Genomic DNA, 26,524 nt, shown 5'->3' with positions numbered 1-26,524 from the left:
CCTAAAGCCCCTCGCCGCCGACCCAATGCGCGTTGGACAGGCGCCGCGCGACGTCCCAGGTCTGGCGCCGGATATCCGGCACCGCGACGATTTCCCAGAACGCCCCGCGCGTCATCGGGCCGAGCGCCAGGATGCGCGGATTGGCGCGGCCGTCGGCGCCGATCACTTCGCCCGCCCCGTTCACGTCGATCCCCAGATGCGCCGCATCGGGCCGGATTGCGCCACCGTCGCGCAACGCCACCAGCAGCGGATCGGTCGTCCGCCCCAGATCGCCGAGCGGCCCGGTGCAATTGACCACGCGGCGCACCGGCATCGTCTGCGCCACATCCGCCCCGCGCGGTCGCCAATGGACTGTTACGCCATCGGCTGCGGCCTCGAAGCCAAGGGTCTTGCCCGCCATCACCTGGAGTCGTCCCTGCGCCATCATCGCGTCGAGCCGGTCCGCCACCTGCGGGGCCAGGCGATGCCGATGCACGTCCCACCACGGCCGCAGATGTCGCAGGAACCGTCCCCGCTCAGCAAGGCTGGCATTCGCCCACATCGGCTGGGTAAAGGGCCGCAGCTCGTCCACTGCATTGCGCCAGCCAATCTCGGCGGCACGGCAACGCACCCCGCGCACCAACGCCGATGCCACCGTAGCGGGCCGCTCGTCGATCCGCTCCCACGCCGCGCCGCTCGCGTGCCGCCGGGGCAGCAGCCCACGCCGCGACAGCGCGACGATCCGCCCTCCAAAGTTGCGCGCCTCCAGCATCAGCGCAACGTCGATCATCGTCAGCCCGGTGCCGATCACCAGCACCGTGTCATCGGCGCTCAACCCGTCACCGACATCGCCGGCCCAGGGATCGCCCTTGTATTGGTCATCGGACAGCATTGCCGGATCGAGCCCTGGCGGATCGTGCGGCGGCAGATTGCCGACCGCCAGCACCGCCGCATCCGCGCCGATCGCGGGCCCGTCCGCCATCGCCAGCGATACGCCGTCGGGTCGCTGCTCCAGCCCGGTCACCGCCCCGCACGCGACCGTCAGCCGCCCCGCGCTCCCGGCAATCGCCGCGTCGAGCAGTTCGCGCAGATACTCGCCATAGGTCACCCGCGCGGCAAAGGCATTGGCGGCGTCCGCCACCCCGCGCGTCTCCAGCCACTCCGCAAAATGCCCCGGCTGGTCGGGAAACGCGCTCATGTTGCTCGCGCGGACGTTGAGGACATGGCTGGGGTGCGCCGCGCCATAAGCAAGGCCAAGGCCCGGCGTCGCCCCCCGCTCGATCAGCGTCGCGCGCGGCCCCTTGTGCCGCAACAGGTTGATCGCCTGCAGCGTCCCCGAGAACCCTGCGCCGACGATCGCGACATGCTCGATCCGCACCCTAAATCTCGTAGTCGAGCTGCCATTCGGGCGCGGCGAAGGCGGGTGGTTGCTTGGAAAAGGCCGGCTGGCGCGCCTTCATCGTGCCGTAGAGCGACTTCACCGTGTCGCTCGCCGTCCGCACGAACAGGACCGGCACAAACGCATGGATGATGCACGCCAACCCGCCGCCAACCATCCGCACCCCGAAACCGGCAGCAGTGGCGAAATGCTCACCATAGCTCTCGCCGACATCGCGCGGGTGGTCCAAGAACAGGCGGTTGAACATCTTCGTCTCCATGCAGGCCGCTAGCCGCGCGGCGTGAAATCCTCGACCAGCTGGTAATGCTCGCCCGGAAAAATCTGGCGCGCAAAGGTGACGGGCGCCTTGCCACGCCACGTCCAGCGCTCGACCTGAAGGCAGGGTGCGCCTTCTTTCAGCTTCAGCCGCCCCGCCGCCTCGGCACTCGCCCCCACCGCCGCAATCCGGTGCCGCGCGTCCGTCCACGGGATGTTCGCGAGCAGCCAGCTGCCCGGCGCGGTCGCGGAAAAATCCGCGTCCGCTGCATTCGGGGCGGCGGCAAGGTCGAGCCAGCGCTCTTCCCACCCGAACGGCGCGCGCCCGGCATGATGCACCCCGGTCAGGACCAGCCACCCGCTGCCCGATCCGCGCACCGGAAAGCCGGTGGGTGCGCGGCGATGCAGATTCACCGTCAGCAATTCCCAGCGATAGGTCTCACCGCGATCGGCGATCAGCGCGGCGATGTCCGGCACGCCCACCACTGGCGTTCGGATCGCGGGCGGGGCAACGAAGCTGCCTGCCCGCCGCTTCCGCTCGATCAGTCCCTCGCGCGCAAGGCGGCTCAGCGCCTTGTTCGCGGTCGCGCGCGCGCAGCGATAGGCCTCCATCAGCTCATATTCGGTCGGCACCCGCGTACCCGGACCCCATTCGCCCGAGCGGATGCGCGCCTCGATCTCCCCCCGGATCCGCGCCTCGACGCTCATGCCAGCAGTTCGCGCAGCACAGTGCGGTAGCGCGCCTCGATCGCCTCGCGGTGCCGGTGCCGCCCGCCCGCGACCTGCTTGACCCCGCCGCGCCACACGCAGTCGATCGGGCGACGGCTGGCAAAGATCCAGCTGTCGATCAGCGCGTCGCCGCTGCGTCCCTCAAATGCTGGATCGCTGCGGTCGAGCGAGACGATGTCGGCCGGGCGGCCAGCGGCGAGGCCGGTTTCGACCCCAAGCGACTGCCCGCCACCGCGCATCGCCGTCTCGAACAGCCGCGCACCCGTCGAAGGTCGCGCAGCGCTCGCCAGCTGGTTGCGCCCGCGCAACGTCAGCCGCTGGCCATATTCGAGCAACCGCAACTCCTCCGCCGCATCGATCCGCACGTTCGAATCGCTCCCCACACCAAGAGCGCCGCCGCTATCGAGAAATGCACCCGCGGGAAACAGCCCGTCGCCCAGATTGGCCTCGGTAACCGGGCACAGCCCCGCCACCGCCCCGCACGCAACCATGTCCGCAACCTCTTGCCGATCGACATGCGTGGCATGCACCAGCGTCCAGCGCGCATCGACCGGCGCCGCGTCCAGCAGCCAGCGCACCGGCCGCCGCCCACTCCACGCGACGCAGTCGTCCACTTCCTTCACCTGCTCGGCGATATGGATATGCACCGGCCCGCCCTTGGCAATCGGCAGCAGCGCGCCCAGCTCATCCGGCGTCACCGCGCGCAGGCTGTGCGGCGCGATCCCAATCACACCATGATGCGGCAATTTCGCTCCGGCGCGCTCGACCAAATCTGCGAAGCCATCGACGCCATTGATAAACCGCGCCTGCGCCGCGCCCGGAGCCTGCCCCCCGAACCCGCCATGCGCGTAGAACACCGGCAGCAGCGTCAGGCCGATCCCCGAAATCTCCGCCGCCGCCGCGATCCGCCCGCTCATCTCGCCAAGATCGGCGTAGCGCGACCCGTCGGGCGCATGGTGCAGGTAATGAAACTCGCCAACCCGCGTGAACCCGCTCTCGAGCATCTCGGCATAGGCGAGCGCGGCAATCGCCTCGCACTGCTCCGGCCCGATCTTGGCCACGAAGCGGTACATCAGCTCACGCCACGACCAGAAATCATCGTCCGTCGCGCCGCGCGCCTCGGTCAGCCCCGCCATCGCCCGCTGAAAGGCATGGCTGTGCAGGTTGGGCAGCCCCGGCAGAGCCGCAAAATGCCGCTCGTCGCCACGCTCGGGATCGACCCCAACCTCGACCCGCTCGATCCGCCCATCCGCCAGCGTCAGCCGGACCCGGTCGGTCCAGCCATGATCCAGCAACGCAGTTTCGAACCAGAGCGCCATGCGAATATGTCTAGACATAATGGCCGCGCTGTCCAACACTAAACGCATGCCGATTCCCGCGGACAAACTATGGCGCAACGCCCGTCTCGCGACGATGACCGGCGATGGGCTGGGCGTGGTCGAACACGGCGCGGTCGCGGCCACAGGCGACTCGATCAGCTATGTCGGCCCCGACGCCAACGCCCCGGACGCCGCCGAAATCATCGACTGCGACGGCCGCTGGATTACCCCGGGCCTCATCGATTGCCACACCCACCTGGTCCACGCCGGCAACCGCGCGAAGGAGTTCGAGGCCCGCCTCAACGGCGCGACCTATGAGGAAATCGCGCGCGCCGGCGGCGGCATCCTCTCCACCGTCACCGCCACCCGCGCGGCCAGCGAGGACGCGCTGATCGCCAGCGCTCTCCCCCGCCTCGACCAGTTGATCGGCGAAGGTGTCACCACGGTCGAGATCAAATCCGGCTACGGCCTGACGCTGGACCACGAACTCAAGATGCTCCGCGCCGCGCGCCGCTTAGGTGAAGTACGCAATGTCCGCGTTCGCACGACCCTGCTCGCCGCGCATGCGGTGCCGCCTGAATACAAGGGCGATGCCGACGGCTATGTCGATCTCGTCTGCGATACGATCATTCCCGCTGCAGCCGGCCTCGCGGATGCAGTCGATGCCTTTTGCGAAGGGATCGGCTTCACCCCGCATCAGACCGACCGCATCTTTACCGCCGCAACCGCCCACGACCTGCCCGTAAAGCTCCACGCTGAGCAACTGTCCAACCTCAACGGCGCTGCGCTCGCCGCCCACCACGGCGCACTCTCCGCCGATCATCTCGAATATCTCGACGCCGCCGGCATCGCCGCCATGGCCGCGTCCGGCACCGTCGCCACGCTCCTCCCCGGCGCCTTCTACTTCACCCGCGAAGAGCGCCGCCCGCCGGTTCAGGCCTTGCGCGACGCGGGAGTCCCAATCGCGCTCGCCACCGACTGCAACCCCGGAACGTCACCGATGGCGTCGATCTTGCTGGCGATGAACATGGGCGCCACCTTCTTCCGCTTGACCGTCGCCGAATGCCTGCGGGGAGTCACGGTCAACGCAGCCCGCGCGCTTGGCGCCAACGGCGGCACGCTGGAACCCGGACAACCCGCCGATCTCGCCATCTGGGACATCTCCGACCCCGCCGAGCTGGTCTATCGCATCGCCGCCAACCCCCTCCATGCACGAGTTTTCGCAGGCACATGATTACGCCCGGCCACACCCCGCTCGCCACCTGGAACGCCATCTATCGCGGCGAGCCAGCCCCGCTCGACCCGTCCTGCCATGACAAGGTCGCCGCCAGCGCCGATGCGGTGCAGGCGATCCTTGCCCGCCACGAGCCGGTCTACGGCATCAACACCGGCTTCGGTAAGCTCGCCACCGTCCGCATCGGCGACGACGACCTCGAAACGCTCCAGCGCAACATCGTGCTCAGCCACGCCGCTGGCGTCGGCGACCCCATGCCTGCCCCTGTCGTCCGCCTGATGATCGCGCTGAAACTCGCCAGCCTCGCGCAAGGGCATAGTGGGGTGAAGCCCGAAACCATCGCGATGCTTCAGGACATGCTCGACCGCGGCATCACCCCCATAATCCCCTCACAGGGATCGGTCGGCGCCAGCGGCGACCTCGCCCCGCTCGCCCATCTGGCCGCCGCGTTGATCGGCGTCGGCGAAGTCGAGATGGGCCCGCGCCGCATGCCTGCGCGCACGATGCTCGGCGGCCTGAGGCTCGGCCCCAAGGAAGGACTGGCCCTGCTCAACGGCACCCAGTTCAGCACCGCCTACGCCCTCGCCGCGCTGTTCGAAACCGAGAAGCTGTTCCGCGCCGCGCTTGTCACCGGCGCGCTGTCGACCGAGGCTGCGAAAGGCTCCGACACCCCGTTCGACCCACGCATCCATCAGGTGCGCGGCCATCGCGGCCAGATCGAAGTCGCACAGGCTCTTGCCGGGCTGATGCAGGGCTCCGCCATCCGCGCCTCGCACCGCGTCGGCGATGAGCGCATACAGGACCCCTATTGCCTGCGCTGCCAGCCCCAGGTGATGGGCGCCTGCCTCGACCTGATCCGCCAGGCCGCAGCAACACTGGCGATCGAGGCGAACGGCGTCACCGACAACCCGCTGATCTTCACCGACACGGGCGAAGCGCTCTCCGGCGGCAATTTCCACGCCGAACCTGTCGCCTTCGCCGCAGACATGCTCGCCCTCGCCATCTGCGAAATCGGCAGCCTCGCCGAACGCCGCATCGCGATGCTGGTCGATCCTGCGCTGTCGGGCCTCCCCGCCTTCCTCACCCCGCGCCCCGGCCTCAACTCCGGCTTCATGATCCCGCAGGTCACCGCCGCCGCTCTGGTTAGCGAAAACAAGCAGCGCGCGCACCCGGCCAGCGTCGATTCGATCCCGACCAGCGCCAATCAGGAGGATCATGTGTCGATGGCCGGCCATGGCGCCCGCCGCCTGCTCGCCATGACCGCCAACCTCGCCCATATCCTCGGCATCGAATATCTCGCCGCGGCCCAAGGCTGCGACTTCCACGCCCCGCTCACCTCCAGCGCCCCGCTCGAAGCCGCCCGCACCCTGCTGCGCGATCAGGTGCCGACGCTGGCGGACGATCGTCACTTCGCGCCGGACATCGCCCTCGCCACTGCACTGGTTGCGAGCGGCGCGCTGGGCGACGGACTGCCGGGGGTGGATGCATGATCGTCACCGCTCGCAACGATTGCCCGCTGATCGTCAGCATCCCCCATGCCGGCCTCGAAATTCCCGCCGACATCGCCCCGTCGCTCGTTTCGCTCAACCGCGCGCGCTATGACGCCGATCTTTACATCGACCAGCTCTACGCCTTCGCGTTTCAGCTCGGCGCCACCATCGTGCGCACCACGACCAGCCGCACCGTGATCGACGTCAACCGCGACCCCAGCGGCGCGACGCTCTACCCCGGCCAGTTCACCACCGGCCTGTGCCCGACCGAAACCTTCGACGGCGACCCGCTCTACCACCCCGGTAAAGAGCCCGACGCAGCCGAAATCGCCCGCCGCCGCAGCGCCTATTTCGACCCCTATCACGCTGCCCTGCGCGCCGAGATCGATCGCCTGCGCACACTCCACCCGACGATCGTCCTCTACGAAGCGCATTCGATCCGCAGCGTGGTGCCAAAACTGTTCGACGGCCGCCTGCCCGAATTCAACATCGGCACCAACAGCGGTCAGTCCTGCGCCCCTGAACTGGCACGCGCCATCGCCGCGATCTGCGCCGGGCAACGGCGCAGCCATGTCATCGACGGTCGCTTCAAGGGCGGCTGGACCACGCGCCACTATGGCGACCCCGCTCTGGGCGTCCACGCCATCCAGATGGAGCTGGCGATGCGCACCTATGTCACCGAAGTGCCCGCCGCCAACTGGCCGCCGCGCTGGGACGACATCCACGCCGCGCAGGCGCACGCCACGCTCCGCCCGATCCTCACCGCCGCCATCGACTTCGCGAAAGCTCAAGCATGACCACCCGCACCGACAATAGCCGCCGCATTAAGGCTCCGACCGGCACCACCCTCTCCGCCAAAAACTGGCAGGCAGAGGCGGCGCTGCGGATGCTGATGAACAATCTCGACCCCGATGTCGCCGAAGCGCCCGAGAGCTTGGTCGTCTACGGCGGGATCGGCCGCGCCGCGCGCAACTGGGAAGCCTATGACAAGATCGTCGAGACACTCCGCCGCCTCGACGCCGATCAGACTCTGCTGGTCCAGTCGGGCAAGCCGGTCGGCGTGTTCCGCACGCATGAGAACGCGCCGCGTGTGCTGATCGCCAACTCCAACCTCGTCCCCCATTGGGCGACCTGGGAGCATTTCCACGAACTCGACCGCAAGGGGCTGGTAATGTACGGCCAGATGACCGCCGGATCGTGGATCTATATCGGCACGCAGGGCATCGTTCAGGGCACTTACGAGACGTTCGTCGAGGCCGGGCGCCAGCATTATGGCGGCGACCTGTCGGGCCGCTGGATCCTTACCGCCGGGCTCGGCGGCATGGGCGGCGCACAGCCGCTCGCCGCGACGATGGCGGGCGCGTCCTGCCTTGCGATCGAATGTCAGCCAAGCCGGATCGAAATGCGCCTGCGCACCCGCTACCTCGATCGCGCTGCCAACAGCATCGACGAAGCGCTCGACATCATTCGCACATCGGACACACCCGTCTCGGTCGGCCTGCTCGGCAACGCCGCCGAAGTGCTGCCCGAACTGGTCAAGCGCGGCATCCGCCCCGACATGGTCACCGACCAGACCAGCGCGCACGATCCGATCAACGGCTACCTCCCCGCCGGCTGGACGCTGGAGCAGTGGTTCGCCAAGCGCGAAACCGCCCCGCACGAGGTGGAGGCCGCCGCCCGCACCTCGATGGCCACCCATGTCCGCGCGATGCTCGCGTTCGAGGAGATGGGCGTCCCCACCTTCGACTATGGTAACAATATCCGCCAGGTCGCCAAGGACGCGGGCGTCGCCGACGCCTTCGCCTTCCCCGGCTTCGTCCCCGCCTATATCCGCCCGCTGTTCTGCCGCGGCATCGGCCCGTTCCGCTGGGCCGCCTTGTCGGGGAACCCGGAGGATATCTGGAAAACCGACGCCAAGGTGAAGGAGTTGCTCCCCGGCAGCCACCACCTCCACCACTGGCTCGACATGGCAAAGGAGCGCATCGCGTTTCAGGGCCTGCCCGCGCGGATCTGCTGGGTCGGGCTGGGCGACCGCCACCGCCTCGCCCTCGCCTTCAACGAGATGGTGGCATCGGGCGAACTCGAAGCCCCCATCGTCATCGGCCGCGATCACCTCGACAGCGGATCGGTCGCCAGTCCGAACCGTGAGACCGAAGCGATGATGGACGGCAGCGATGCGGTGTCCGACTGGCCGCTGCTTAACGCCCTGCTCAACACCGCCAGCGGTGCCACCTGGGTCTCGCTCCACCATGGCGGCGGCGTCGGCATGGGCTATTCGCAGCACAGCGGCATGGTCATCGTCGCGGATGGCACGCCCGAAGCCGCCAAGCGGCTGGAGCGCGTGCTGTGGAACGACCCGGCAACGGGCGTCATGCGCCATGCCGATGCGGGCTATGAGATCGCGAAAACCTGCGCCGGGGAAATGGGGCTGGACCTGCCGGGGATCCTCTAACCCATCGTCCCCCCGGGGTTGTCCCGGGGCAGGGCTTCTTGTCAGGCCCGGACGTCGGTAGCGCCTAAACCACCCGCCCCCGCCAGTTCGCCACATGCGCCCCAGCGAGCAACAAGCTCCCCGCCACCGTCACGCCCGTCTCCACCGCGACCCACTCCTCGAACGCCAGCCCCGCGGCGAGCAGCACCAGCCCCGCCGCGCCCACAAACAACGGCGTCAGCCCGCGATGCCGCCGCCATCCCTCGCCCAGCGCAACCGCGCTGACCGGCAGCGCGAACGCCAGCACACCAAGGTGAAACCCCTCGCCCAGATCGAGCCGTGCCGCCAGCGCGGGCAATGCAGCGATCACGATCGGCAGCGCCAAACAGTGGATCAGGCACAGCGCCGAAGCCCCCACTGCCAGTCCGTCGAACAAACTCACTAACCGCGCCCGCATCGCCAACTCCTGTACAAGCGGCGCAGATGATACTTCATATCATTGATTACAAGGGCCGAAGGCCGGTGGTTTAACGCTCCACGTAAACTTCACCCGCCGGCCAGCGCCGGGGCCTCAGGCGGCAGCGCCGCGTTGCGCCAGCGCGCCACCGGCGCCGTCGTCACCGCGCCTTGCGCCGTCCGCCGCCGCTGGATCAGCGTCGCCCCCTGCTGCACCGTGTCGCCGATCTTCGCGCGCACCCGAACCCAATAGGTGTTGGAGCTGAACGCCGTACCCGGCGGCTGGCTGACCTTCAGGTCCGACAGGTCACGCAAGGTGATCTGCCCGTTGCGCTTGCGGATCGCGACGATCCGCTCGGCCGCGACCGGATCGCCGATCAGGAACGCCAGCAGCTCCTGGTCCGCCGCATTCAGGTTGATCGTCGTCTTGCCGGGCAGCGCGGTTACCATCCGTTCCAGCCGCGCAATCGCCGCCGGGTCCGCGCCGGGGATCAGCCGGATCGGCCGCACATCGCTGACCGGCCCCTGCGTGCGAATATAGGCAATCGCCTCGACCGTCTGCTGCTCGTCCAGCCCTGCGATCCGCGCCAGCTTCTGGAACAGGATCACCGGCACCGCATCGCCGCTGCGTAGCATGTTGACGTTGAACCGCCCCTCGGCATCGCTAACCGCCAGATCGAACGTGCCGCCATCGATCGTCGCGCCATTCGCCCCGATCGAGGCCCACTCCTCGCCCGCATGATCGACCTGCGGTGCCACCAGCGCATCGCGCTGAAGCGCCGAGATCGCCGACAGCTCGCCGCCCCGCACCACCGCCGCCGCCCGCGCTGCCTCACGACTGCGCAACGCCCGGTCCAGCGCCAGCTCCTCGCGCCCGATCATCAGCAGCACCAGCCCGCTGGCAATGGCGACGAACATCAGCACATTGACCAGGATCATCCCCTGCTCGTCATCGCGCCGGGTCATTGCGGTTCGTCCTGCGGCCTGACCGGCAGCGCGACGACGCGGCGCAGCGTCCCCTGCGGCCCACGCTCGCCCGCCAGCTGCATCTCGACCTGCACCGCGCGCGGCCAGTCGTCCTTGCGCTCCTCATTGGGTGGCCAGCGATCGACCCAGCGCTGTCCGTCGAGAAAGCGCCAGCGCACCCCGCTCACCCCGGTCAGCAACAGCTGCGGCTGTGGCGCAGCCCGCACCAGCGTCCCGCTCGCCTCCGCATAGCGCAACGACACCGGCGGCCCGCCCATCCCTGCGGCGACGCGGGTAAAGGCGACGTTGCTGCCCCCGCCGCTCACCGCACCGCGCGTGATCTGGTCGAGATCGCTCTGCAGCACGAACATTGTCCGCTGGATCGCCGCCGTCCGGTCGAGCCGCCCCTCGGTCCGCTCCTGCGTCGTCATCACGCTGTTGAGCAACGTCAGCCCCGCCACGGCGATCAACGCGAACAGCCCCAGCGAAATGATGAGTTCGAGCAGGGTAAACCCCTCCTCGCCAGCTCCATCGGTCACGCCCCCAGGCTCACCGCCACCGGCTCATAGCCCTGCGCACCCGCCACCAGAATCGCTAGTTCGCGCGCCACGCTGCCATCGCTGCGGAACCGCGCATTGCCGGTCACGCAGGTGTAATTGGTCTCCGCCAGCAGCGCCGCCTCGTCCAGCGATCCCTTGTCGCGCAACGTCTTGACCACCCCGCCCGCGTCGTAAGCGAGCGCCGCGAGCGCTCCCGGCGTGTCGCCGTGGCGCGATCGGTACTCGCCGGCAAACCGCCCGAACGCCGCCGGGTCGGGGCTGGCGATCCACGCACCATCCAGTGCCTCGATCGCCGAAGGCCGGTGGTCGAGCGCCTGCACCGTACCGAGCAGCTGCACGCCGGTCCCTTTCAGATTGCGCGCCGCCGCCAGCACCGCTTCGCCGCTCCCCGGCAACAGCACCGCATCGGGCGCATCGCCCGCGACCGGCAAAGGCTGTCCCTCGACCACGCTCAGCGAGCGCACGTCCAGTCCGACCTCGCCCTGCATCTTGCCCGCCGCCAGTGCCGCCGCGACGCTCCACGGCGATCCGTCATCGACCACCACCACGCTGCGCACCCCGCGCGATCGGGCATAGCGCAGCACCGCGCTGGTCACCTGTGCCGGGGTAATGCCGAACACGAAACTGCCCGGCCCGCGCGCGACCGCGTTGTTGGTAAAGGCAATAACCGGCACCCGCCGCGCCACCTCTGCGGTCACAGCGTTCAGCTCTTCGGCGGTCACCGGCCCCAGCATCATCGCAGCCTTGGCCTTCAGCGCATTGCGCGCCGCCAGCGCCGCGCCTTCGGGCGTCCCGCCGGTATCATAAGCCGTGATTTCCGGCCCAGAATCCGCAAGCAACACCGCCTGACGCATGCTAAGGCCCAGCGCGGCGCGCGGCCCCGACAGGGGCAGCAGCAATGCCACCGGCCGCTTGTCACGCTTGACCTTGTCGGCCGCAAAGACAGAGGGACTTGCGAGCAATGCCGACGGCAATACCAGCCCCGATCCCAGAGCGGTCAGCAGCGCACGGCGGCGAATCGGCGGCATTGTCACGGGCATCCTGGTCGGCTCGCCGGCGTCTTACCGTCTTCGTCGTGCTGGGCATAGCGGCTTATGCCCTCGCCATGGTCGCGACCATGCCCGCCAGCGTGATCGTCAAGAACCACCCCTGGCGCACCGGCGTCGCCGGAACCGTGTGGAACGGCGAGGTCGGCGTTGCGGGCGGCAGCAAGTTCGAATGGCACTGGGCGCCGCTGCGCTCGCTCACCAGCCTCGGCTTCGCGGCGGACTGGACCGCGACCGGCCCCGACACCGACATGGGCGGTCGCGCACGGGCAGGGTTCAGCAGCACCGTGCTCGACAAGGTCAGCGGCAGCAGCCACGCCGCGCTGCTCCAGGCGCTCCAGCCCAACCTTCCCTTTACCTGCGACATGGTAATGCAGCTCGAGTTCGACCGGATCGCGGTCGGCGGCTCCAGCCAGGCCATCGACGGGCGCCTGACCACCGATGCCGGCACCTGCACGCCCAAGGGCGGTGGCGCTGCAGTTTCCGTCCCCCCGCTGCTGCTCATCTCGGAAAAGATCGGCACCACCACCCAGATCCGCCTCACCCCCCGCGCCCAGCAGCGCCAGATCCTGATGACTGCGACGCTCGGCGAGGACGGCCAGCTGACGATCCGCATGACGCCGGAAGGGGCGCGCATCCTGCCCTTCGCCGGGCTGCCGGGCGGGGCGAGCATTGCCGGGGAGCTTTAAGCCCCCTTCTAATTCCGTCATGCTGAACTCGTTTCAGCATCCACCGTGCCACCAGCGACCGGGTCGCCTTGGGAACGGTGGACCCTGAAACAAGTTCGGGGTGCCGGAGGAGAGATGGATGGCGGGCCCGCAGCCGCTACAACGTCACCAAATCATTCAAATTGATGATCGGCAGCAGGATCGCCAGCACCATCATCAGCACCATCCCGCCCATCAGCAGCAGCACCATCGGCTCGACCAGCGCGACCAGCGCGCTCGTCACCGCGTCCAGCTCGCGGTCCAACTCGTCGGCGGCGCGCGACAAAGCCGGTCCCAGCTTCCCCGATGCCTCACCCGAGGCGACGATCGCGGTCAGCATCAGCGGGAACACCCCTGCCTCGGCCATTGCCGCGCGCAGGCTGATGCCTTCGCGCACCCGCGCGGCGACGTGCATCGCCCGCGCCCGCACCCACAGGTTCGGCGTCACCGCCGCCGCCGCGTGCAGCGCATCGACCAGTGGCACCGCGCTCTCGACCAGCGTGGCGAGGCTACCCGCAAAGCGCGCGGCATTATGCTGGCGGGAGAAGCGCTTGAACGGCCAGCGCTCGGTAAAGCCGCGATGCACCTTCAGCTTGTTCGCCGGAATCGCGGCCCAGCGGTTGAATGCGAGATAGGCCAGCAGCCCCGCGATCAGCAGGTACAGTCCCCAGGCCTGCAGGAACCCCGACACCGCGATCAGGATGCGGGTCAGCAGCGGCAGGTCAGTCCCGCGCGACACGAACACGTTTACGATGTCCGGGATGACATAGACCAGCAGCAACACGATCACGCCGAGCGACACCGTCGCCAGCAGTCCGGGATAGAGCAGTGCCAGCTGCAGTTTCTGCGCATTGGCCTGCCGGTTCTCGACGAAATGGGCGAGGTGGCCGAGCACATCGGTCAGCTTCCCCGACGCCTCCCCCGCCGCGACCGATGCGCGGTAGAATTCCGGGAAGGTCCTCGGATGGGTCGCCAGTGCGCTGGCAAAGCTGCGCCCATCGAGGATCGCGCCACGCACTTCCATCAGGATCGCCGACACACGCTGCGTTTCCGACTGGTTCGCCGCCAGCCGCAGCGCCTCCTCGACCGGAATGTCGGACCCGACCAGCGTCGAAATCTGCCGCGTCGCCGTCGCCAGCTCGCGCGCGCTCATGCCCGATCGGCCCAGCCTGGGCAGCTGGATGCTCCCCACGGATCGCCGCTCCCCCGCCGCCTCGACCGCCAGCGGCAACAGCCCCTGATCGCGCAGCATCGCCCGCGCGGCGGCGGCGCTGGAGGCCTCGACGACACCCTTTTTCTGCGCGCCGGACGGGTCAGCTGCGCGATAGGCAAAGGCCGCCACTAGCCCTCGTCCCTCACCACCCGCGCGACTTCCTCGACCGTCGTCACGCCAGCGCGCACCTTGTCCACGCCATCGTCGAGCAACGACGGGTTCTCGCGCCGCGCATGCGCCTCGATCTCGGCCTCCGACGCCCCGTCATGGATCATCGCCTGGAACGCGTCATCGATCGCGACGACCTCATACAGGCCGGCCCGCCCGCGATAGCCATCGCCATGGCAGTCCTCGCACCCGACCGCGCGCCACACCGCGTCCCCGGCCTTAAGCCCGCCACCAAGCAGCGTCGCATCGGCATCGCTCGCCACATCCTGCGTCCGGCAATTCGGGCACAGCCGCCGCACGAGCCGCTGCGCCGCCACGCCGACCAGCATCGGCGCGAGCAGGTAGCGCTCGACCCCCATGTCGATCAGCCGTGTGACCGATCCGACCGCGCTGTTGGTGTGCAACGTCGACAGCACGAAATGCCCGGTCATCGCCGATCGCACCGCGACCTCCGCCGTCTCCTGATCGCGGATTTCGCCGACCATGATGACATCGGGGTCCTGGCGCAGGATCGCGCGCAACCCGCGCGCGAACGTCATGCCAGTGCGCGCATTGACTTGCGTCTGCGCCACGCCGGGAAGCTCATATTCGATGGGATCTTCCACCGTCATGATGTTCCGCTTGCGGTCATTCAGCCGCTGGAGCGCCGCATAGAGGCTGGTGGTCTTGCCCGATCCGGTCGGCCCGGTAACCAGCAGCATCCCGTGCGGCCGTTCGAGCAGCCGCGCGAACACCGCACGGTCGCGCGCGCTCATGCCCAGCGCTTCCATGTCGAGCTTGAGCGAGCCCTTTTCGAGCAAGCGCATCACCACCCGCTCGCCATGCTGGGTCGGGATGGTCGATACGCGGGCGTCGACGTCATGCCCGCCGATGCGCAGCGTCACGCGCCCGTCCTGCGGCACGCGCTTTTCGGCAATGTCGAGCTTCGCCATCACCTTGATACGGCTGACCAGCAGCGGCGCGAGTTCGCGGCGCGGCTCGAGCTTATCGCGCAACACGCCATCGACGCGAAAGCGCACGACGACGCGCTTCTCCTGCGTCTCGACATGTACGTCCGACGCGCCTTCCTTCACCGCTTCGAGCAGCAGCGCGTTGATCAGACGGATCACCGGCGAATCGTCGCGTGAATCAAGCAGATCGTCGACCGCGGCCGCGCTGTCGGCCAGCGCCGCGAGGTCCATGCCGCCCAGATCCAGTTCGGCCGCAGCGCCCGCACTGCCCGAATAGCTCGCGGCCAGTGCTTGGTCGAACTCGGCATCCGGCACCGAGACGAACGCGGCACCCGGCGCGATCCGCTGCACCTCGAGCAATGCATCAAGCGCCGCGTCGGAGCGGTGCAGGCACTCGACCCCAGCCGCTCCCACGCGCAGTACCACGCCATGATTGCGCGCATAGCTGTAGGGCAGGCTCGGCAAATCCATCGTCACGGCATTCACTGGCCGAACTCCACGCTCGCACTGACCCGGCCGGGCGCACTACCCTTGGTCAACTCCACCCGCCGCGCGCGAAGCACCGTCGTGCGCTCGACCGCCGCGATCCAGCCGACCACGGCTTCATAGCTCGCCTCGGCCACCTGTCCCGTCGCACCCGCCCCACCGGGGGTCAGCGTCACCGTCAGCCCCGCCGCGCTCGCCGCCGCCTGTGCCGCTTCGATCGGGGGACCATCGGCCAGCTTCGGCTGAGTCCCCGGCGCGACCAAGGTTCCCGCCGCACGCACCCGCGCCGCCAGCGTCTCATGGCTGCGGATATCGGCGATCGCGTCAGCGCGCGCGCCCTGCAGCGGCTTCACGATCCCGAACACCAGCACCACGCCCGCCAGCAGAACACCGAGCGTGCCGACCAGCACCCGCTCCCGCGGGCTGAGGCCGCTCCACCAGAGCTGAACCTTCACTACCGCCGCGTCGATGGTCGGGGAGCGTTCGATCTTCATGCCGTCACCGTCACGCGAATGGTACCATCCGTTCCCGCCCCGACCTGCGCGGGAACCGCCGCCGCTCGGAATGCCGCGCGAACGCGGTCGGGCAGGTTGGGCTGACCCGGCTCGATCTCCAGCACCAGCGTATTGCCTTCAAACCGCATCGCGCGCGCCGTCACTGCGCTCGACAGTGGCGCCAACGCACGAGACGCAGCCGTGACCAAAGGGACAAAGCGCCCCGGCGGCGGACCCGAAACCGGCAGCATCCCGACCACCGATGCCTCGAGATCCCCTGACAGATTGGCTCCCGGTGCCGCCTGCGCCACCGCCGTCCGCACATCATCCGCCCGCCGCTCGGCAATCACGCGCAGCATCACCACATCCGCCGCCGCGATCACGACATGCGCCGCGATTCCGGCCGCCGCGATCCATGCCAGCCGCTTCTTCCAGCTGCTGCCTGCCGCGGCACGCCGCGCGTAAAGGCCCTGCCTCAGATCAATCGCGGGACTTGCCAGCCGTTCGACCAACTCGCCGCCACCGCCGGTCCAGGGCGCCTGCGGCAGGTCGCCGATCGGTTGCGGGCCGACCGTCCAGATGCGCGGCTGCCCTGCCCGCTCCCATGCTCGCCCCACAAATGCAGCGGGCAGCGCAAATCCGGTGCCGTCACCGCTGCGCACCAGCACGCGGCCGTCGCGCGTCTCGGCAACCCAGTCGCCGGCCTCCGGCACGGGCAATGCGAGCGAGTCCGGGACCATCGCCGCGTGGGCCAGCCCTCCCAGTTCGGCCGCCTCGACCCAGCTTGCCATCTGCGCATGGCGCACTACCGCAACCAGATAAGTCCGCGGCGCAACTTCCGCGCCCAGCGCGATATGCACCGACTCGATCGGATCGGCGATCCGGTCCTCGATCGCAAAGGGCAGCGCCTCGATCCGCTTCGCCCGACTCGCCAGCGGGAGCGCAACGCGCAGCAGCAATACCGCCTCGCTCGGGACGAGGATGGTTGCAGGGCCTTCAGGCTCGGCTATGATCGCCCGACCGCCCGCCAGCGTCCACACGCCGGCGACGCGGGATTCCGTAGCGCTCGAAATGGCTTGGCCGGTCATGCTGTGGGGTGCTCCGGCTGTAACATGGCTTTCACGATGGGAACGCATGGGGCCGCGATGCGCATAGTTTTGAAACAGTTCGATGACACCGTGGCAGTCGATGCCGCGAAGAGCAAGCGTCCGGCGGTTCCGCAGGGCGAAGCAGGCCTCACCCTGTTGGAGATGATCGTCGTCCTCGTCATCATCGCGATCGTCGCCGGACTGGTAACGATGAACGTCGTCGGCCGCCCCGATCAGGCGCGGGTGACGACGACCAAGACCAACCTCGTCACGCTCTCGAGCGCCCTTACCACCTATCGTCTCGATAATGGCCAGTATCCGACGACCGAACAGGGGCTGAAGGCGCTGGTCGAAAAGCCGACGACGCCTCCGCTGCCCACCGCCTGGCCCGATGGCGGCTATTTGAAGTCCGCTCCCGTCGACGCCTGGGGCAACCCCTACACCTATGTCTCGACCGGCAGCAGCTTCGAGCTGAAATCGCTGGGGCGCGACGGCAAGCCGGGGGGAACCGACCTCGACGCCGACCTCGATTCGGGTGACGCGGCCCAGACGCCCGCCAAGGGCGGATAAGCAACATGCGGGGGGCCAGCACCGGTAACGGTGAGCGCGGGATGACGCTCATCGAAATGCTGATCGTGCTCGTCATTATCGGCGTCGCCGCGGGTGGAGTCGCTCTCGGCATCGGTTCCGCCACCCGCGCCCCCTCGGTCGAAACCGAAGCCCGCCGCCTTGCCCTGCGGCTTCAGGCAGCCGCCGACGATGCCATGATCGGCGACCGCATCATCGCCTTCACCGTCGAAAAGGACGGTTACGGTTTCGCAGCCGTCGGCCGCGACGGATCGATGGCGCCGTTGTCCGATGGTCTCGCCTTTCACCGCCTGCCCGGCGGGATCGCGGTCGAACTCGATGTGACGCCTCCGGTGATGATGGGCGTCGATGGTGCGGGGAAGCCGCTCAACGCAACGATCAGCAATGGCGAGCAGGTGTGGGTCGTCCGCTATGACGGCATGACCGCCACCGCCAGCCGGGCCGAGGCATCGTGAAGCACGACGACGGCTTCTCGCTGATCGAGGCGCTGGTCGCGCTGGCGGTTCTCGCCATCGCCACGGTCGGCCTTGTCCGTGCGGTCGAGAGCCATGTCGATTCGACGCGCGGCCTCGAACGCCGCGCCGCCGCGATGTGGGTGGCCGAGAACCGGCTGGCGGAACTACAGCTGTCTGACCCAGCCGCCGGACAGAGGCAGGTCGAGTTGCTCGGCGAGCAATGGCAGGTCGATGTCGCCCGCACCCGCACCGAAGACCCCGCGATCGACAAGGTGCGCATTCAGGTGATCCCGGCGGGGGAGCGTTCGCCGCTTGCATCGCTCGACGGGTTCGTGGAGGGCACACGGGCATGATCCGCTTCCCCGACCTCTCGCCGCGTCAGGCGCGCACCACACTCGACCTCGTCGCTGGCGCTGTGATCGTGTCGGTTGCGGTTGCCCTCGCCGGGCTGACCTGGCGCATCGCCGGGCATGCCAGCACCGGGGCCGTGACCGTCCCGTCCGGCGCACGCCCGGTCGCGGTCACCGCCGACATCACCCCCGCCCTCGCCTTCGCGCCGTTCGGCAAGGGCGCGGCGACCGACGCGAGCCAGCCGACCGCGCTGCCGCTCAAGCTCAAGGGCGTGTTCGCGGCGAGCCCTGCTGCCCTTTCGGTCGCCTATATCGAGGTCGGCGGCGAACCCGCGAAACCCTTCCGCATCGGTGAAACCCCGGGCGGCGGCGCGATCGAGGGGATCTTGCGCGACCGCGTGATCCTGCGCGTCGCGGGTCGGATCGAATATCTCGCCTTTCCTGACCCCACGCTGACGACAGAGCAGCAGCAAGCGGCCGCAGCGCCGCCCGCCCCCGCTGCGCCAGCCCAGCCGGCCGCTGCGCCTGCCGGTGCAGCCGCTGCAGTCCTTTCGGCCATGACCCCCGCCCCCGGGGGCGGCATGCAGGTGGGTGCCAACGCCCCGCCCGGCCTTCAGAGCGGCGATGTCATCACCTCGATCGGCGGCACCCCCCTGACCGGACCCGCCAGCGCCGCTTCCGCCTTTGTCGCCGCGCAGGGTCGCGGTTCCGTCCAAGTCCAGATCACCCGCGATGGTAAGCCCGTGACGCTGACCATCCCGACCCGCTAGGTAACCCACCGTGCCGCACAAGATCCGCAAGACTGCTCTCGCCTTCGCGCTCGCCGCCATGACCGCCCAGCCGGTGCTGGCCGCGCAGGCCGACAGCGCCGACATCGTCGTCAACATGCGCGGGGTCGAGATCGCGGACGTTGCCGACCAGATCTCACGCCTCACCGGCCGCACCCTGATCCTCGACCCGGCGGTGAAGGGCAGCGTCACCGTCACCTCGGCCACCCCGCTGACCTCGGCAGGGGTGTGGGAGCTGTTCTTGTCGGTCCTGCGCGCCAACGGCTTCGCGGCCGTTCGCTCGGGCCGCGCGTGGCGCATCGTCCCTGCCGGCAATGCGGTACGCGACGGCGGCGTGTCATCGCGTTCGGCATCGGGGCAGGAACTGGTGACGCGGATGATCCGCCTGTCCAATGTGCCCAGCGCCGAAGCGGCCCGCGTCGTCCGCCCGCTCGTCGCCAGCTTCGGTAGCGTCGAACCGCTCGCCCAGCCCAATGCCGTGGTCGTCACCGATTATGCCGACAATGTCCGCCGGGTCGAGGCAATCCTCCGCTCGCTCGACGGCACGGGCAGCGGCATTACCTTCGCCACCATCACTCTGCGTAACGGTAGCGCGCCGGAAGTCGCTCAGGCGCTTCAGACCGTTCTCGGCGATGCCGCATCAGGTGGTGCCCGCGTCGCGGCAGATGCGCGCAGCAACACGATCATCGTGCGCGGATCGCCCGCCGCCGTCGCCGATGCGCGCCGTATGGCCGCCTCGCTCGACGCCCCGGGCGGTGCCACGCCGATGACGCGCGTGTTCCGCCTCAACTATGCCGATGCCGAGTCGGTGACCGAGGTGCTGCGCGGCATCCTGGGTCAGGAAGCGACCACCACCAACCCGGTCGCGCGCAGCCTGTCGGGATCGCGAAGCAACCCACGCAGCCCGACCGGCGTCCTCGGCGGCCTGATCGCATCGGGTGGGACCAGCACCGCCGAAACTGCCGCCGCGGCGGCCGCGGCTGCGACTGCACAATCGGCACAGCTCGGGCAGCAATCGGAAGCGACACCACAGGGCTTCTCGACGCCGGACGTCACTGTCCAGCCCTCGCCGGACATCAACGCGGTCGTGGTGCGCGGCACGCCCAGCACGATTGCGGCAATCGAAGCGATCATCACTGATCTCGACGTCCGCCGCCCCCAAGTGCTGATCGAGGCCGCCATCGCCGAAATCAGTGGTGAAGAGGCCGAGGCCCTCGCCGTTCAGCTCGGCACCAGCGGCGCCGCGCTCAACAGCGTGGAAGGTGCGGGAACCTCGTTCAACACCGCCGGCCCGTCGCTCGGCGCGATCCTCAGCGCTCTTGGCGTGCCCGCCGGTACGCTGCTCGGGGCGAGCCAGGGCCTGGTCGGCAATGTCTCGATCGGCGACAATTTCTCGATTCTGGTACAGGCGCTCGGTACCTCGACCAAGTCGAACCTGCTCTCCACGCCACAGATCACGACGCTCGACAACAAGGTCGGCGAGTTCGTCGCCGCCCAGCAGGTGCCGTTCGTCACTGGATCGATCCTCACCGATTCCAGCAATGTCCGCCCCTATACCTCGATCGAGCGCAAGGACGTCGGCATCACGCTCAAGGTGCTGCCCCGGATCAACGCCGGCGACACGATCCGGCTTGAGGTGGTACAGGAAGCATCGTCGATCGCTGCGACGCAGCTGAGCCAGGCGACCGACCTGATCACCAATCGCCGCGCGATCACCACGACCGTGCTCGCCGACAATGGCCAGACCATCGTGCTCGGCGGCCTGACATCGGACGATTATGGTCAGGTGAAGAGCCAGGTGCCGATCCTCGGCGACATCCCGATCCTGGGCGAATTGTTCAAGGCGCGCCGCGAAACCCGGCAAAAGCGCACGCTGTTCATCTTCCTGAAGCCCACGATCCTGCGCAATGGCGAGGATGCGAGCGCGATCGCCAAGGCTAAATATGCCCGGCTGCGCGCGGAGGAACTGGACCTCAACTCGCCCAGCAACCTGCTGCTCAAGCCGCTCCAGCCGCGCCTGACGCTGGAGATTGACGGGATTTATTGACGTGCAAGGTCACCGCGAACTGTCAGCTTTCGTTTGATGAAATTCGCGCTTGAAATAGGATGAAGCGTTGGGGCGTCATTGGCGACGCTAGCTGGAATGTATTGGTATGCGTCTGCTGATTTCGGGTTTGATTGCCGCGCTGCTCCCGGCAGCCAGCGGGGCGCAGAATAATCAGGCCACCGCGCAAAGCGAAATCAAGGCACTGCTCGAGCGGGTTCGCGCCCCGATGTACGCGGCATCCGGCGAGACGGTAGCCGGGCGAACCGCGACCTATTCGATCTCGGGATCCGGGTGCAGCACACGTCTCGAGGCGAGCTATCCGTCCCATCAGATTGGCACGACATCCCACCCGGCGCGAACCGATACGACGAACTTCGCATGGGGGCAGGTGCAATCGACCCGGCTCTCCAATGGCGACCAATATGTGGTGGTCATGGGCCCAGGGCTACCCGAGCGGGGCCGGTTTCTTTATGCCGGATCCGCAGCGGTGCCTCTCAAGGCGGCGATCGACCGGATCGTGCGCGCCTGTGGTGGCAGGACGAGCGCGCAGGTGGCTGTTGCGCCGCCTGCCCCGCCCCAGCCAGGCATCAAGATTGAAACCGTGCCGGGCAAGGGCTTCGTTGCCGTCGTCGATACGTTCCCTGTGGCACAGCTGACCTCGATCAGCGACCGCATCAGCGCGCTTGCCAAGCAGCGCTGCGGTCGCCTGTCGGCGCGGATGGGCCGCTATAAATATTTCACCAGCACCGATGCGCAGGGTCGTGCCGCGCTGACCCAGTACCGCGCGAGCTTCAGCTGCTATGACCCCGCGACCGATCCGTATGAACGCGCGCCCGCCGACTGGAAGCCGAGCGCGCAGGATCAGGCCGACCTGACCGCCTTCGCCCAGCGCTATATGGGCCTGCTCGACCGCAGCGATTATGTCGCCGGCATGCCGATGATGGAACCGATCCTGGAGATCGAGAAGGACGAATGGCTCAGCGTCCCCAACATGCTCAAACAGCATGCGGGCGGGAAAGGACGCTGGACGCTGCAGACGCTAGGCTGGGTGAACAATCCGGAGGGCGCGTCGCATCCCGGGCGTTATGCCTTCGTCAAAGTGACCGGAAGCTATCCCGGGATCGCGGCTTATTGCGGCACGTTGGTCATCTACCGCCAGCGCCCCGGATCGTATCTGATCACGCAGCAGAATCTGAGCGTCGTCCCCGAAAGCTGGATCACCAGCGGACGCACGACCCGGGCGGAAGCACTCAAGACCTGCGACCAATAGTCACTGCGCGGACGGCGTTTCGCTCGACATCGCCACGCGCACCCGCTCGCGCCCACGCGTGAAAAAGGCAGCGTCGATCGCCAGGCTCTCAAGCCGCCAGCCGTCCACGCTTTCCCCGACCGCCAGTGTTCGCGCACTGCCATCGGCGATCCGCACCAGCGCCACGGCATCGCGGTTTAGCCGTCCGGCGATGCCTGTCAGCATGGGCGCGTCGGCAGGAACAGCGTCGCCCTCCGCGGCGGCGAACAACGGCCGTTCAAACACCCGCGCCGGCGCAGGCAAGGGCGGCGGCACGATCGTCACCCTGACCGGTCGCGCATCGGGCCGGGGATCGACGGGATACGGGTAGAGGGCGATCGCCGGCAGAAGCGCAGCAACGACCCCTGCCGCGATCAGCACGCGTCGCTCGGTCGGGCTTATCGCCATGCCGCCACCATTTCCGCATCGATTCGCACCCCGCCATCGGCGAGCGCGCCGACGCGCCAGTTGCGCAAGCGGATCAGCGGCGTGCCGCGCTCGATCCCGTCCAGCATCGCGATCACCGCCTTTTCCGGCCCCGACAGGCGGACGCGGAGGGTGACGATGCCGGGGGACGACGGGCCCGGTGCGAGCGTCTCGACCAGCACCCCGGCCGATGCCGCACGTGTCCGGACGTGCGCGGCGAGTTCACGCGCGGCCGACCCGCGGTTACCCGCGGCGATGGCGAGGCCGGGATCGACCAGCGGCCGCACCGGATCGGGCGGGAGGGCGAGGCTTGCCGCAAGCGCGGCGCGGGTCTGGCGCGCGTCCCACAATCCCCCCAGCGCATCGCCTAGGGGTACTGTCAGCAGGCCTGCCGCGATCAGCCCGCCGATCAGCCCGGTCGCCACGCTGGCGCGATTCATGCGCGCGTCCGCAGCGTCACGACGACGCGCGCGTCTTGCGTCCGCCGCTGCCCGCTTTCGCGCAAGGAAGCGAGCAGCGCATCGCGGCGCAACGCTTCCCGCAGCACATCGGGATCGCTTGCCGATATCTCGACCAGCATCCGTCCGCCTGGATCGCGCGCGGCCGAAACCAGCCGGGCGTCGTCGGGTAGCGCACGCGCCAGTCGATCGAGTGTTGCGGCGAATGGCGGCTGGCGCGTCGCATCCCGCAGCACCGCTGCCGCCGCCGCCCGTGCCGCCTGTGGCGCGTTGCGCGCGCGCAACTGGTGCGCAAGTTCCCGGCTGTCCGCCTCAACGCCCGCGCGCAGCATCTGTGCACCTACGATCGTGAGCAACGGGCCGAGCGCGACCAGCCCCGCAAGCGCCAGCGCCAGTCGCATGTCGGGTACGGCCAGTTCCGGCCAGGTCCGCGCCGCACGCGCGGCGCGTCGGGCAAGACGATCGGTCAGGCTGTCACGCGGCGCGCTCATCTGCTCGGCTCTAGCGAAGCGGTCGGCCCCTGCCCAGCGGTCATGAAATTGCCGCTAAATCGCAACATGTTCGTCCGCAAACCTGCATGACGCCGTAAAGCGCGACGGCCACAGCCACACTGTACCCAGTCCAAACGGGACCCGGGTTCAGGGGACACAGACATGACCGAACTCACTGCGCACGGCTTTGCCTACAGCGATGGCGACGTCGATACCAACACCAGCAGCAATCCCAGCCTCAACGCGATGATCGAACAGCGTTATTCGCGCCGCGCCGCGCTGCGCTCGGGTGCCATGGCGGCCTCGGCAGCGGTGTTCGGCGGTGCAGTGCTCGCGGGCTGCGACAGCGCCGCATCTGGCTCCGATCCCTTTCCCAACATTATCTCGGTCGGCTCGTCGGGCACGACCAAGGCGGGTCGTGTCGTGACGCTGACCGCCAATGTGACCGACAATGGCGCGGTCACCTCTACTTGGGTGCAAACTCAGGGCCCGACGGTCACGCTGATCAATCCCAGCTCGACCACTCCGTCGTTCATTGCCCCGGCGGTTGCCGGCGCAACCACGCTGCGCTTCGAATATCGTGCAACGGATACCGCCGGCCAGGTGACGATCGAAAACGTCGACGTGACGATCAACGCCGCCGAACTGGGCTTCACCTCGATTGCCAAAAATCGCAACGATGTCGTCACCGTCCCGACCGGCTATTCGGTTTCGGTCCTGACTCGCCTTGGCGATCCGATCGCGTCGGGTGTGTCGGCCTACAAGAATGACGGCACCGACACCGATTTCGCAAACCGCATCGGCGACCATGGCGACGCGCTTTATTGGTACGGCCTGTCCGCCGCTGGCGCGCGCGACGACAACAGCTCGGTCCGCGGCCTGCTCGTCCAGAACCACGAGAATCTGAACGTCCAGTATCTGCACCCGGCCGGTCCGACCACGCCCGGCGGCGTGCGCCCCGAAGCCGAGGCGATCAAGGAGATCGAAGCGCATGGCGTGTCGGTCACCGAAGTCGTCGAAGGTGCCAACCGCGCCTGGACCTATGTCCAGAACTCGGCATTCAACCGGCGCATCACGCCCAGCACGCCGATGGTGTTCAACGGGCCGGTCCGCAGCGCCGCGCTGCTCCGCACCCCCTATTCGACTGACGGCACGGCGGGTCGCGGCACCATCAACAACTGCGCGAACGGCCACACCATGTGGGGCACGAACATCACCTGCGAGGAAAACTGGGCGGGCTATTTCCGCCGCAGCGGCGACGACGCCCAGCGCACCGCGCGCGAACTCGTCGCCCTGCGCCGCTATGGCGTGACCAGCAGCAGCGGCAACTATGGCTGGTCGACGGTCACCCCGGCCGACTCCGGCAACACGCTGTTCCGTCGCTGGGACGCGCGCGCCACCGTCGGCGGCAGCGCCACGACCGACTGGCGCAACGAACCCAACCAGTTCGGCTGGGTGGTCGAGATCGACCCCTATGACAAGACCAAGGCGCCGCGGAAGCGCACCGCGCTCGGCCGCATGGGCCATGAAGGCGCGTGGTTTGGCAACGCCACGCCGGGCAGGAAGCTCGCCGTCTATCTCGGCGATGACTCGCGCGGCGAGTATTTCTACAAATTCGTGTCGAACGCGACCTGGACCGCCAGCGATGCTCAGGCGAGCGACCGCCTCGCAACCGGCGACAAGTATCTCGACGCCGGGACGCTCTACGTCGCCCGCTTCAACGCCGATGGCACGGGCAACTGGCTCCCGCTGGTGTTCGGCCAGGTTCCCAACCGTCCCGCCGCTGGTGCGGATCCGGAATATGTCTTTGCCGATCAGGCGGACATCCTGACCCACGCCCGCCTTGCGGCCGATGCCGTCGGCGCGACGCGCATGGATCGCCCGGAATGGACCGCGACCAACCCGGTGACCGGCGAGATTTACCTCACCCTCACCAACAACAACGCGACGCTGCGCCAGATCACCGGCACCGACGCCGCCAACCCGCGCCACTATAGCGACCCCAAGGGCGCGTCGAACCAGTTCGGCAACCCCAACGGCCACATCCTGCGCCTGCGTGAGAATGGCGACGATCCCGCATCGCTCACCTTCGCCTGGGACATCTACCTGTTCGGTGCCGATTCGGTTGACGCCAACAGCGACGTCAACATCTCGGGCCTGACCGCGACGAACGACTTCTCCAGCCCCGACGGCCTGTGGTTCTCGCGTCCCTCCAACCCGGGTGGCCTGGTCAAGCCGTTGCTGTGGATCCAGACCGACGACGGCGCCTTCACCGATCGCACCAACAACCAGATGCTGGTTGCGATGCCCGGCGTGACCGGCGATGGCGCGAACGTCACGATCACCAACCGCGGCAATGGCGGTACCACCGGCACCCAGACGACCCGTCGCGGCGCGCTGGCGACCGATGCCACGCTCAAGCGTTTCCTGGTCGGCCCGATCGGCTGCGAAATCACCGGCGTCGATACCACGCCGGACGGTCGCACCCTGTTCGTCGGCATCCAACATCCGGGCGAGGATGGTACCGCCGCCGCCCCGGACAGCAGCTGGCCCGCGACCCAGGCAACCGGCGCCGCTCCGGCCGGCACCCGCCCGCGCTCGGCGGTCGTCGTCATCACCAAGAATGACGGTGGTGTTGTCGGCCTTTAAGCTTTGAACCCCAA

Annotated in this window: 27 protein-coding genes; 12 read left to right on the top strand and 15 right to left on the bottom strand. The window is 68.4% G+C overall.

What is annotated here, in order from left to right; all coding sequences use genetic code 11:
* Position 1: 1 nt before the first annotated feature.
* From ACO05N_RS12765 to ACO05N_RS12750, 4 genes are read right to left on the bottom strand one after another with little or no spacing between them, the layout of a single operon-like run.
* Complete coding sequence (locus tag ACO05N_RS12765; RefSeq protein WP_422057461.1) at positions 2-1,357, bottom strand: FAD/NAD(P)-binding protein; 1,356 nt, start codon at positions 1,355-1,357, stop codon at positions 2-4.
* 1 nt (position 1,358) lies between these two features.
* Entirely contained in the window at positions 1,359-1,637 is a 279-nt protein-coding gene (locus ACO05N_RS12760) for a DUF6356 family protein (RefSeq protein WP_422057460.1), read from the bottom strand.
* An 8-nt stretch (positions 1,638-1,645) separates the two neighbouring features.
* Positions 1,646-2,341 carry a UTRA domain-containing protein gene (locus tag ACO05N_RS12755; RefSeq protein ID WP_422057459.1) on the bottom strand — a complete coding sequence of 232 codons (696 nt, stop codon included), beginning with the start codon at positions 2,339-2,341 and terminating at the stop codon, positions 1,646-1,648.
* Positions 2,338-3,681 (bottom strand): formimidoylglutamate deiminase, encoded by a 1,344-nt coding sequence (locus ACO05N_RS12750; protein ID WP_422057458.1) that lies wholly within the window; start codon positions 3,679-3,681, stop codon positions 2,338-2,340. The genes ACO05N_RS12755 and ACO05N_RS12750 overlap by 4 nt, the downstream gene beginning before the upstream one ends.
* Before the next feature lie 52 nt (positions 3,682-3,733).
* On the opposite strand from ACO05N_RS12750, the gene hutI reads away from it, so the two are divergent.
* Genes hutI through hutU form a run of 4 tightly spaced genes read left to right on the top strand, consistent with a single transcriptional unit; the run spans position 3,734 to position 8,857 of the window.
* Positions 3,734-4,915, top strand: a complete 1,182-nt coding sequence (hutI, locus tag ACO05N_RS12745; protein WP_422058749.1) for an imidazolonepropionase — start codon at positions 3,734-3,736, stop codon at positions 4,913-4,915.
* Entirely contained in the window at positions 4,912-6,405 is a 1,494-nt protein-coding gene (gene hutH, locus ACO05N_RS12740) for a histidine ammonia-lyase (protein ID WP_422057457.1), read from the top strand. Before hutI ends, hutH begins: the two co-directional genes overlap by 4 nt.
* Positions 6,402-7,202, top strand: coding sequence for an N-formylglutamate deformylase (gene hutG / locus ACO05N_RS12735; protein WP_422057456.1), 801 nt, complete (start codon positions 6,402-6,404; stop codon positions 7,200-7,202). Before hutH ends, hutG begins: the two co-directional genes overlap by 4 nt.
* Positions 7,199-8,857: a urocanate hydratase gene (gene hutU, locus ACO05N_RS12730; RefSeq protein WP_422057455.1), complete on the top strand. Its 1,659-nt coding sequence runs from the start codon at positions 7,199-7,201 to the stop codon at positions 8,855-8,857. Before hutG ends, hutU begins: the two co-directional genes overlap by 4 nt.
* A 64-nt stretch (positions 8,858-8,921) precedes the next feature.
* Here the strand turns inward: hutU and ACO05N_RS12725 are convergent, their stop codons facing one another.
* The 4 genes from ACO05N_RS12725 to ACO05N_RS12710 form a co-directional block, all read right to left on the bottom strand.
* Positions 8,922-9,293, bottom strand: a complete 372-nt coding sequence (locus ACO05N_RS12725) for a MerC domain-containing protein (protein ID WP_422057454.1) — start codon at positions 9,291-9,293, stop codon at positions 8,922-8,924.
* Positions 9,294-9,382: 89 nt separating this feature from the next.
* On the bottom strand, positions 9,383-10,258 hold the full coding sequence (locus ACO05N_RS12720) for a general secretion pathway protein GspK (RefSeq protein WP_422057453.1): 876 nt from the start codon (positions 10,256-10,258) through the stop codon (positions 9,383-9,385).
* Complete coding sequence (locus ACO05N_RS12715) at positions 10,255-10,797, bottom strand: type II secretion system protein GspJ (RefSeq protein ID WP_422057452.1); 543 nt, start codon at positions 10,795-10,797, stop codon at positions 10,255-10,257. Before ACO05N_RS12715 ends, ACO05N_RS12720 begins: the two co-directional genes overlap by 4 nt.
* Positions 10,794-11,846: a penicillin-binding protein activator gene (locus ACO05N_RS12710; RefSeq protein WP_422057451.1), complete on the bottom strand. Its 1,053-nt coding sequence runs from the start codon at positions 11,844-11,846 to the stop codon at positions 10,794-10,796. Before ACO05N_RS12710 ends, ACO05N_RS12715 begins: the two co-directional genes overlap by 4 nt.
* A 77-nt stretch (positions 11,847-11,923) precedes the next feature.
* Between ACO05N_RS12710 and gspN the strand changes: the two genes are divergently transcribed.
* Complete coding sequence (gene gspN, locus ACO05N_RS12705) at positions 11,924-12,553, top strand: type II secretion system protein N (protein WP_422057450.1); 630 nt, start codon at positions 11,924-11,926, stop codon at positions 12,551-12,553.
* A 136-nt stretch (positions 12,554-12,689) separates the two neighbouring features.
* Here gspN and ACO05N_RS12700 read toward each other — a convergent pair whose 3' ends face one another.
* Genes ACO05N_RS12700 through gspL form a run of 4 tightly spaced genes read right to left on the bottom strand, consistent with a single transcriptional unit; the run spans position 12,690 to position 16,970 of the window.
* The gene (locus tag ACO05N_RS12700; RefSeq protein WP_422057449.1) at positions 12,690-13,913 is read right to left on the bottom strand and encodes a type II secretion system F family protein; all 1,224 of its coding nucleotides are present in this window, start codon (positions 13,911-13,913) and stop codon (positions 12,690-12,692) included.
* A complete protein-coding gene (gene gspE, locus ACO05N_RS12695) occupies positions 13,913-15,373 on the bottom strand; it encodes a type II secretion system ATPase GspE (protein WP_422057448.1) in 1,461 nt (486 codons plus the stop codon). The genes ACO05N_RS12700 and gspE overlap by 1 nt, the downstream gene beginning before the upstream one ends.
* 11 nt (positions 15,374-15,384) lie before the next feature.
* Positions 15,385-15,882 carry a type II secretion system protein GspM gene (gspM, locus tag ACO05N_RS12690; protein WP_422057447.1) on the bottom strand — a complete coding sequence of 166 codons (498 nt, stop codon included), beginning with the start codon at positions 15,880-15,882 and terminating at the stop codon, positions 15,385-15,387.
* Positions 15,879-16,970, bottom strand: a complete 1,092-nt coding sequence (gspL, locus tag ACO05N_RS12685; RefSeq protein WP_422057446.1) for a type II secretion system protein GspL — start codon at positions 16,968-16,970, stop codon at positions 15,879-15,881. The genes gspM and gspL overlap by 4 nt, the downstream gene beginning before the upstream one ends.
* A 57-nt stretch (positions 16,971-17,027) precedes the next feature.
* Between gspL and gspG the strand changes: the two genes are divergently transcribed.
* From gspG to ACO05N_RS12655, 6 genes are all read left to right on the top strand, one after another.
* Positions 17,028-17,540: a type II secretion system major pseudopilin GspG gene (gene gspG, locus ACO05N_RS12680; protein ID WP_422057445.1), complete on the top strand. Its 513-nt coding sequence runs from the start codon at positions 17,028-17,030 to the stop codon at positions 17,538-17,540.
* A 5-nt stretch (positions 17,541-17,545) separates the two neighbouring features.
* Positions 17,546-18,013: a prepilin-type N-terminal cleavage/methylation domain-containing protein gene (locus ACO05N_RS12675; protein WP_422057444.1), complete on the top strand. Its 468-nt coding sequence runs from the start codon at positions 17,546-17,548 to the stop codon at positions 18,011-18,013.
* Positions 18,010-18,366 carry a type II secretion system minor pseudopilin GspI gene (gene gspI / locus ACO05N_RS12670; protein WP_422057443.1) on the top strand — a complete coding sequence of 119 codons (357 nt, stop codon included), beginning with the start codon at positions 18,010-18,012 and terminating at the stop codon, positions 18,364-18,366. The genes ACO05N_RS12675 and gspI overlap by 4 nt, the downstream gene beginning before the upstream one ends.
* Positions 18,363-19,133: a type II secretion system protein N gene (locus tag ACO05N_RS12665; RefSeq protein ID WP_422057442.1), complete on the top strand. Its 771-nt coding sequence runs from the start codon at positions 18,363-18,365 to the stop codon at positions 19,131-19,133. The genes gspI and ACO05N_RS12665 overlap by 4 nt, the downstream gene beginning before the upstream one ends.
* Before the next feature lie 10 nt (positions 19,134-19,143).
* Complete coding sequence (gene gspD / locus ACO05N_RS12660) at positions 19,144-21,198, top strand: type II secretion system secretin GspD (protein WP_422057441.1); 2,055 nt, start codon at positions 19,144-19,146, stop codon at positions 21,196-21,198.
* 106 nt (positions 21,199-21,304) lie between these two features.
* On the top strand, positions 21,305-22,468 hold the full coding sequence (locus ACO05N_RS12655) for a hypothetical protein (RefSeq protein WP_422057440.1): 1,164 nt from the start codon (positions 21,305-21,307) through the stop codon (positions 22,466-22,468).
* On the opposite strand, the gene ACO05N_RS12650 is transcribed toward ACO05N_RS12655, so the two are convergent.
* From ACO05N_RS12650 to ACO05N_RS12640, 3 genes are read right to left on the bottom strand one after another with little or no spacing between them, the layout of a single operon-like run.
* Positions 22,469-22,867 (bottom strand): hypothetical protein, encoded by a 399-nt coding sequence (locus ACO05N_RS12650; protein ID WP_422057439.1) that lies wholly within the window; start codon positions 22,865-22,867, stop codon positions 22,469-22,471.
* A 17-nt stretch (positions 22,868-22,884) separates the two neighbouring features.
* Positions 22,885-23,352, bottom strand: coding sequence for a hypothetical protein (locus ACO05N_RS12645; protein WP_422057438.1), 468 nt, complete (start codon positions 23,350-23,352; stop codon positions 22,885-22,887).
* Complete coding sequence (locus tag ACO05N_RS12640; protein WP_422057437.1) at positions 23,349-23,861, bottom strand: hypothetical protein; 513 nt, start codon at positions 23,859-23,861, stop codon at positions 23,349-23,351. The genes ACO05N_RS12645 and ACO05N_RS12640 overlap by 4 nt, the downstream gene beginning before the upstream one ends.
* A gap of 162 nt (positions 23,862-24,023) precedes the next feature.
* On the opposite strand from ACO05N_RS12640, the gene ACO05N_RS12635 reads away from it, so the two are divergent.
* Positions 24,024-26,510, top strand: a complete 2,487-nt coding sequence (locus ACO05N_RS12635) for an alkaline phosphatase PhoX (RefSeq protein WP_422057436.1) — start codon at positions 24,024-24,026, stop codon at positions 26,508-26,510.
* Positions 26,511-26,524: the final 14 nt, after the last annotated feature.

Origin of the sequence: Sphingomonas sp. (assembly GCF_965227385.1) — a bacterium.
GTDB lineage: Bacteria > Pseudomonadota > Alphaproteobacteria > Sphingomonadales > Sphingomonadaceae > Sphingomonas.
The sequence above is the reverse complement of the archived record's forward strand: the minus strand, read 5'-3'. Positions and strand labels throughout refer to the sequence as shown.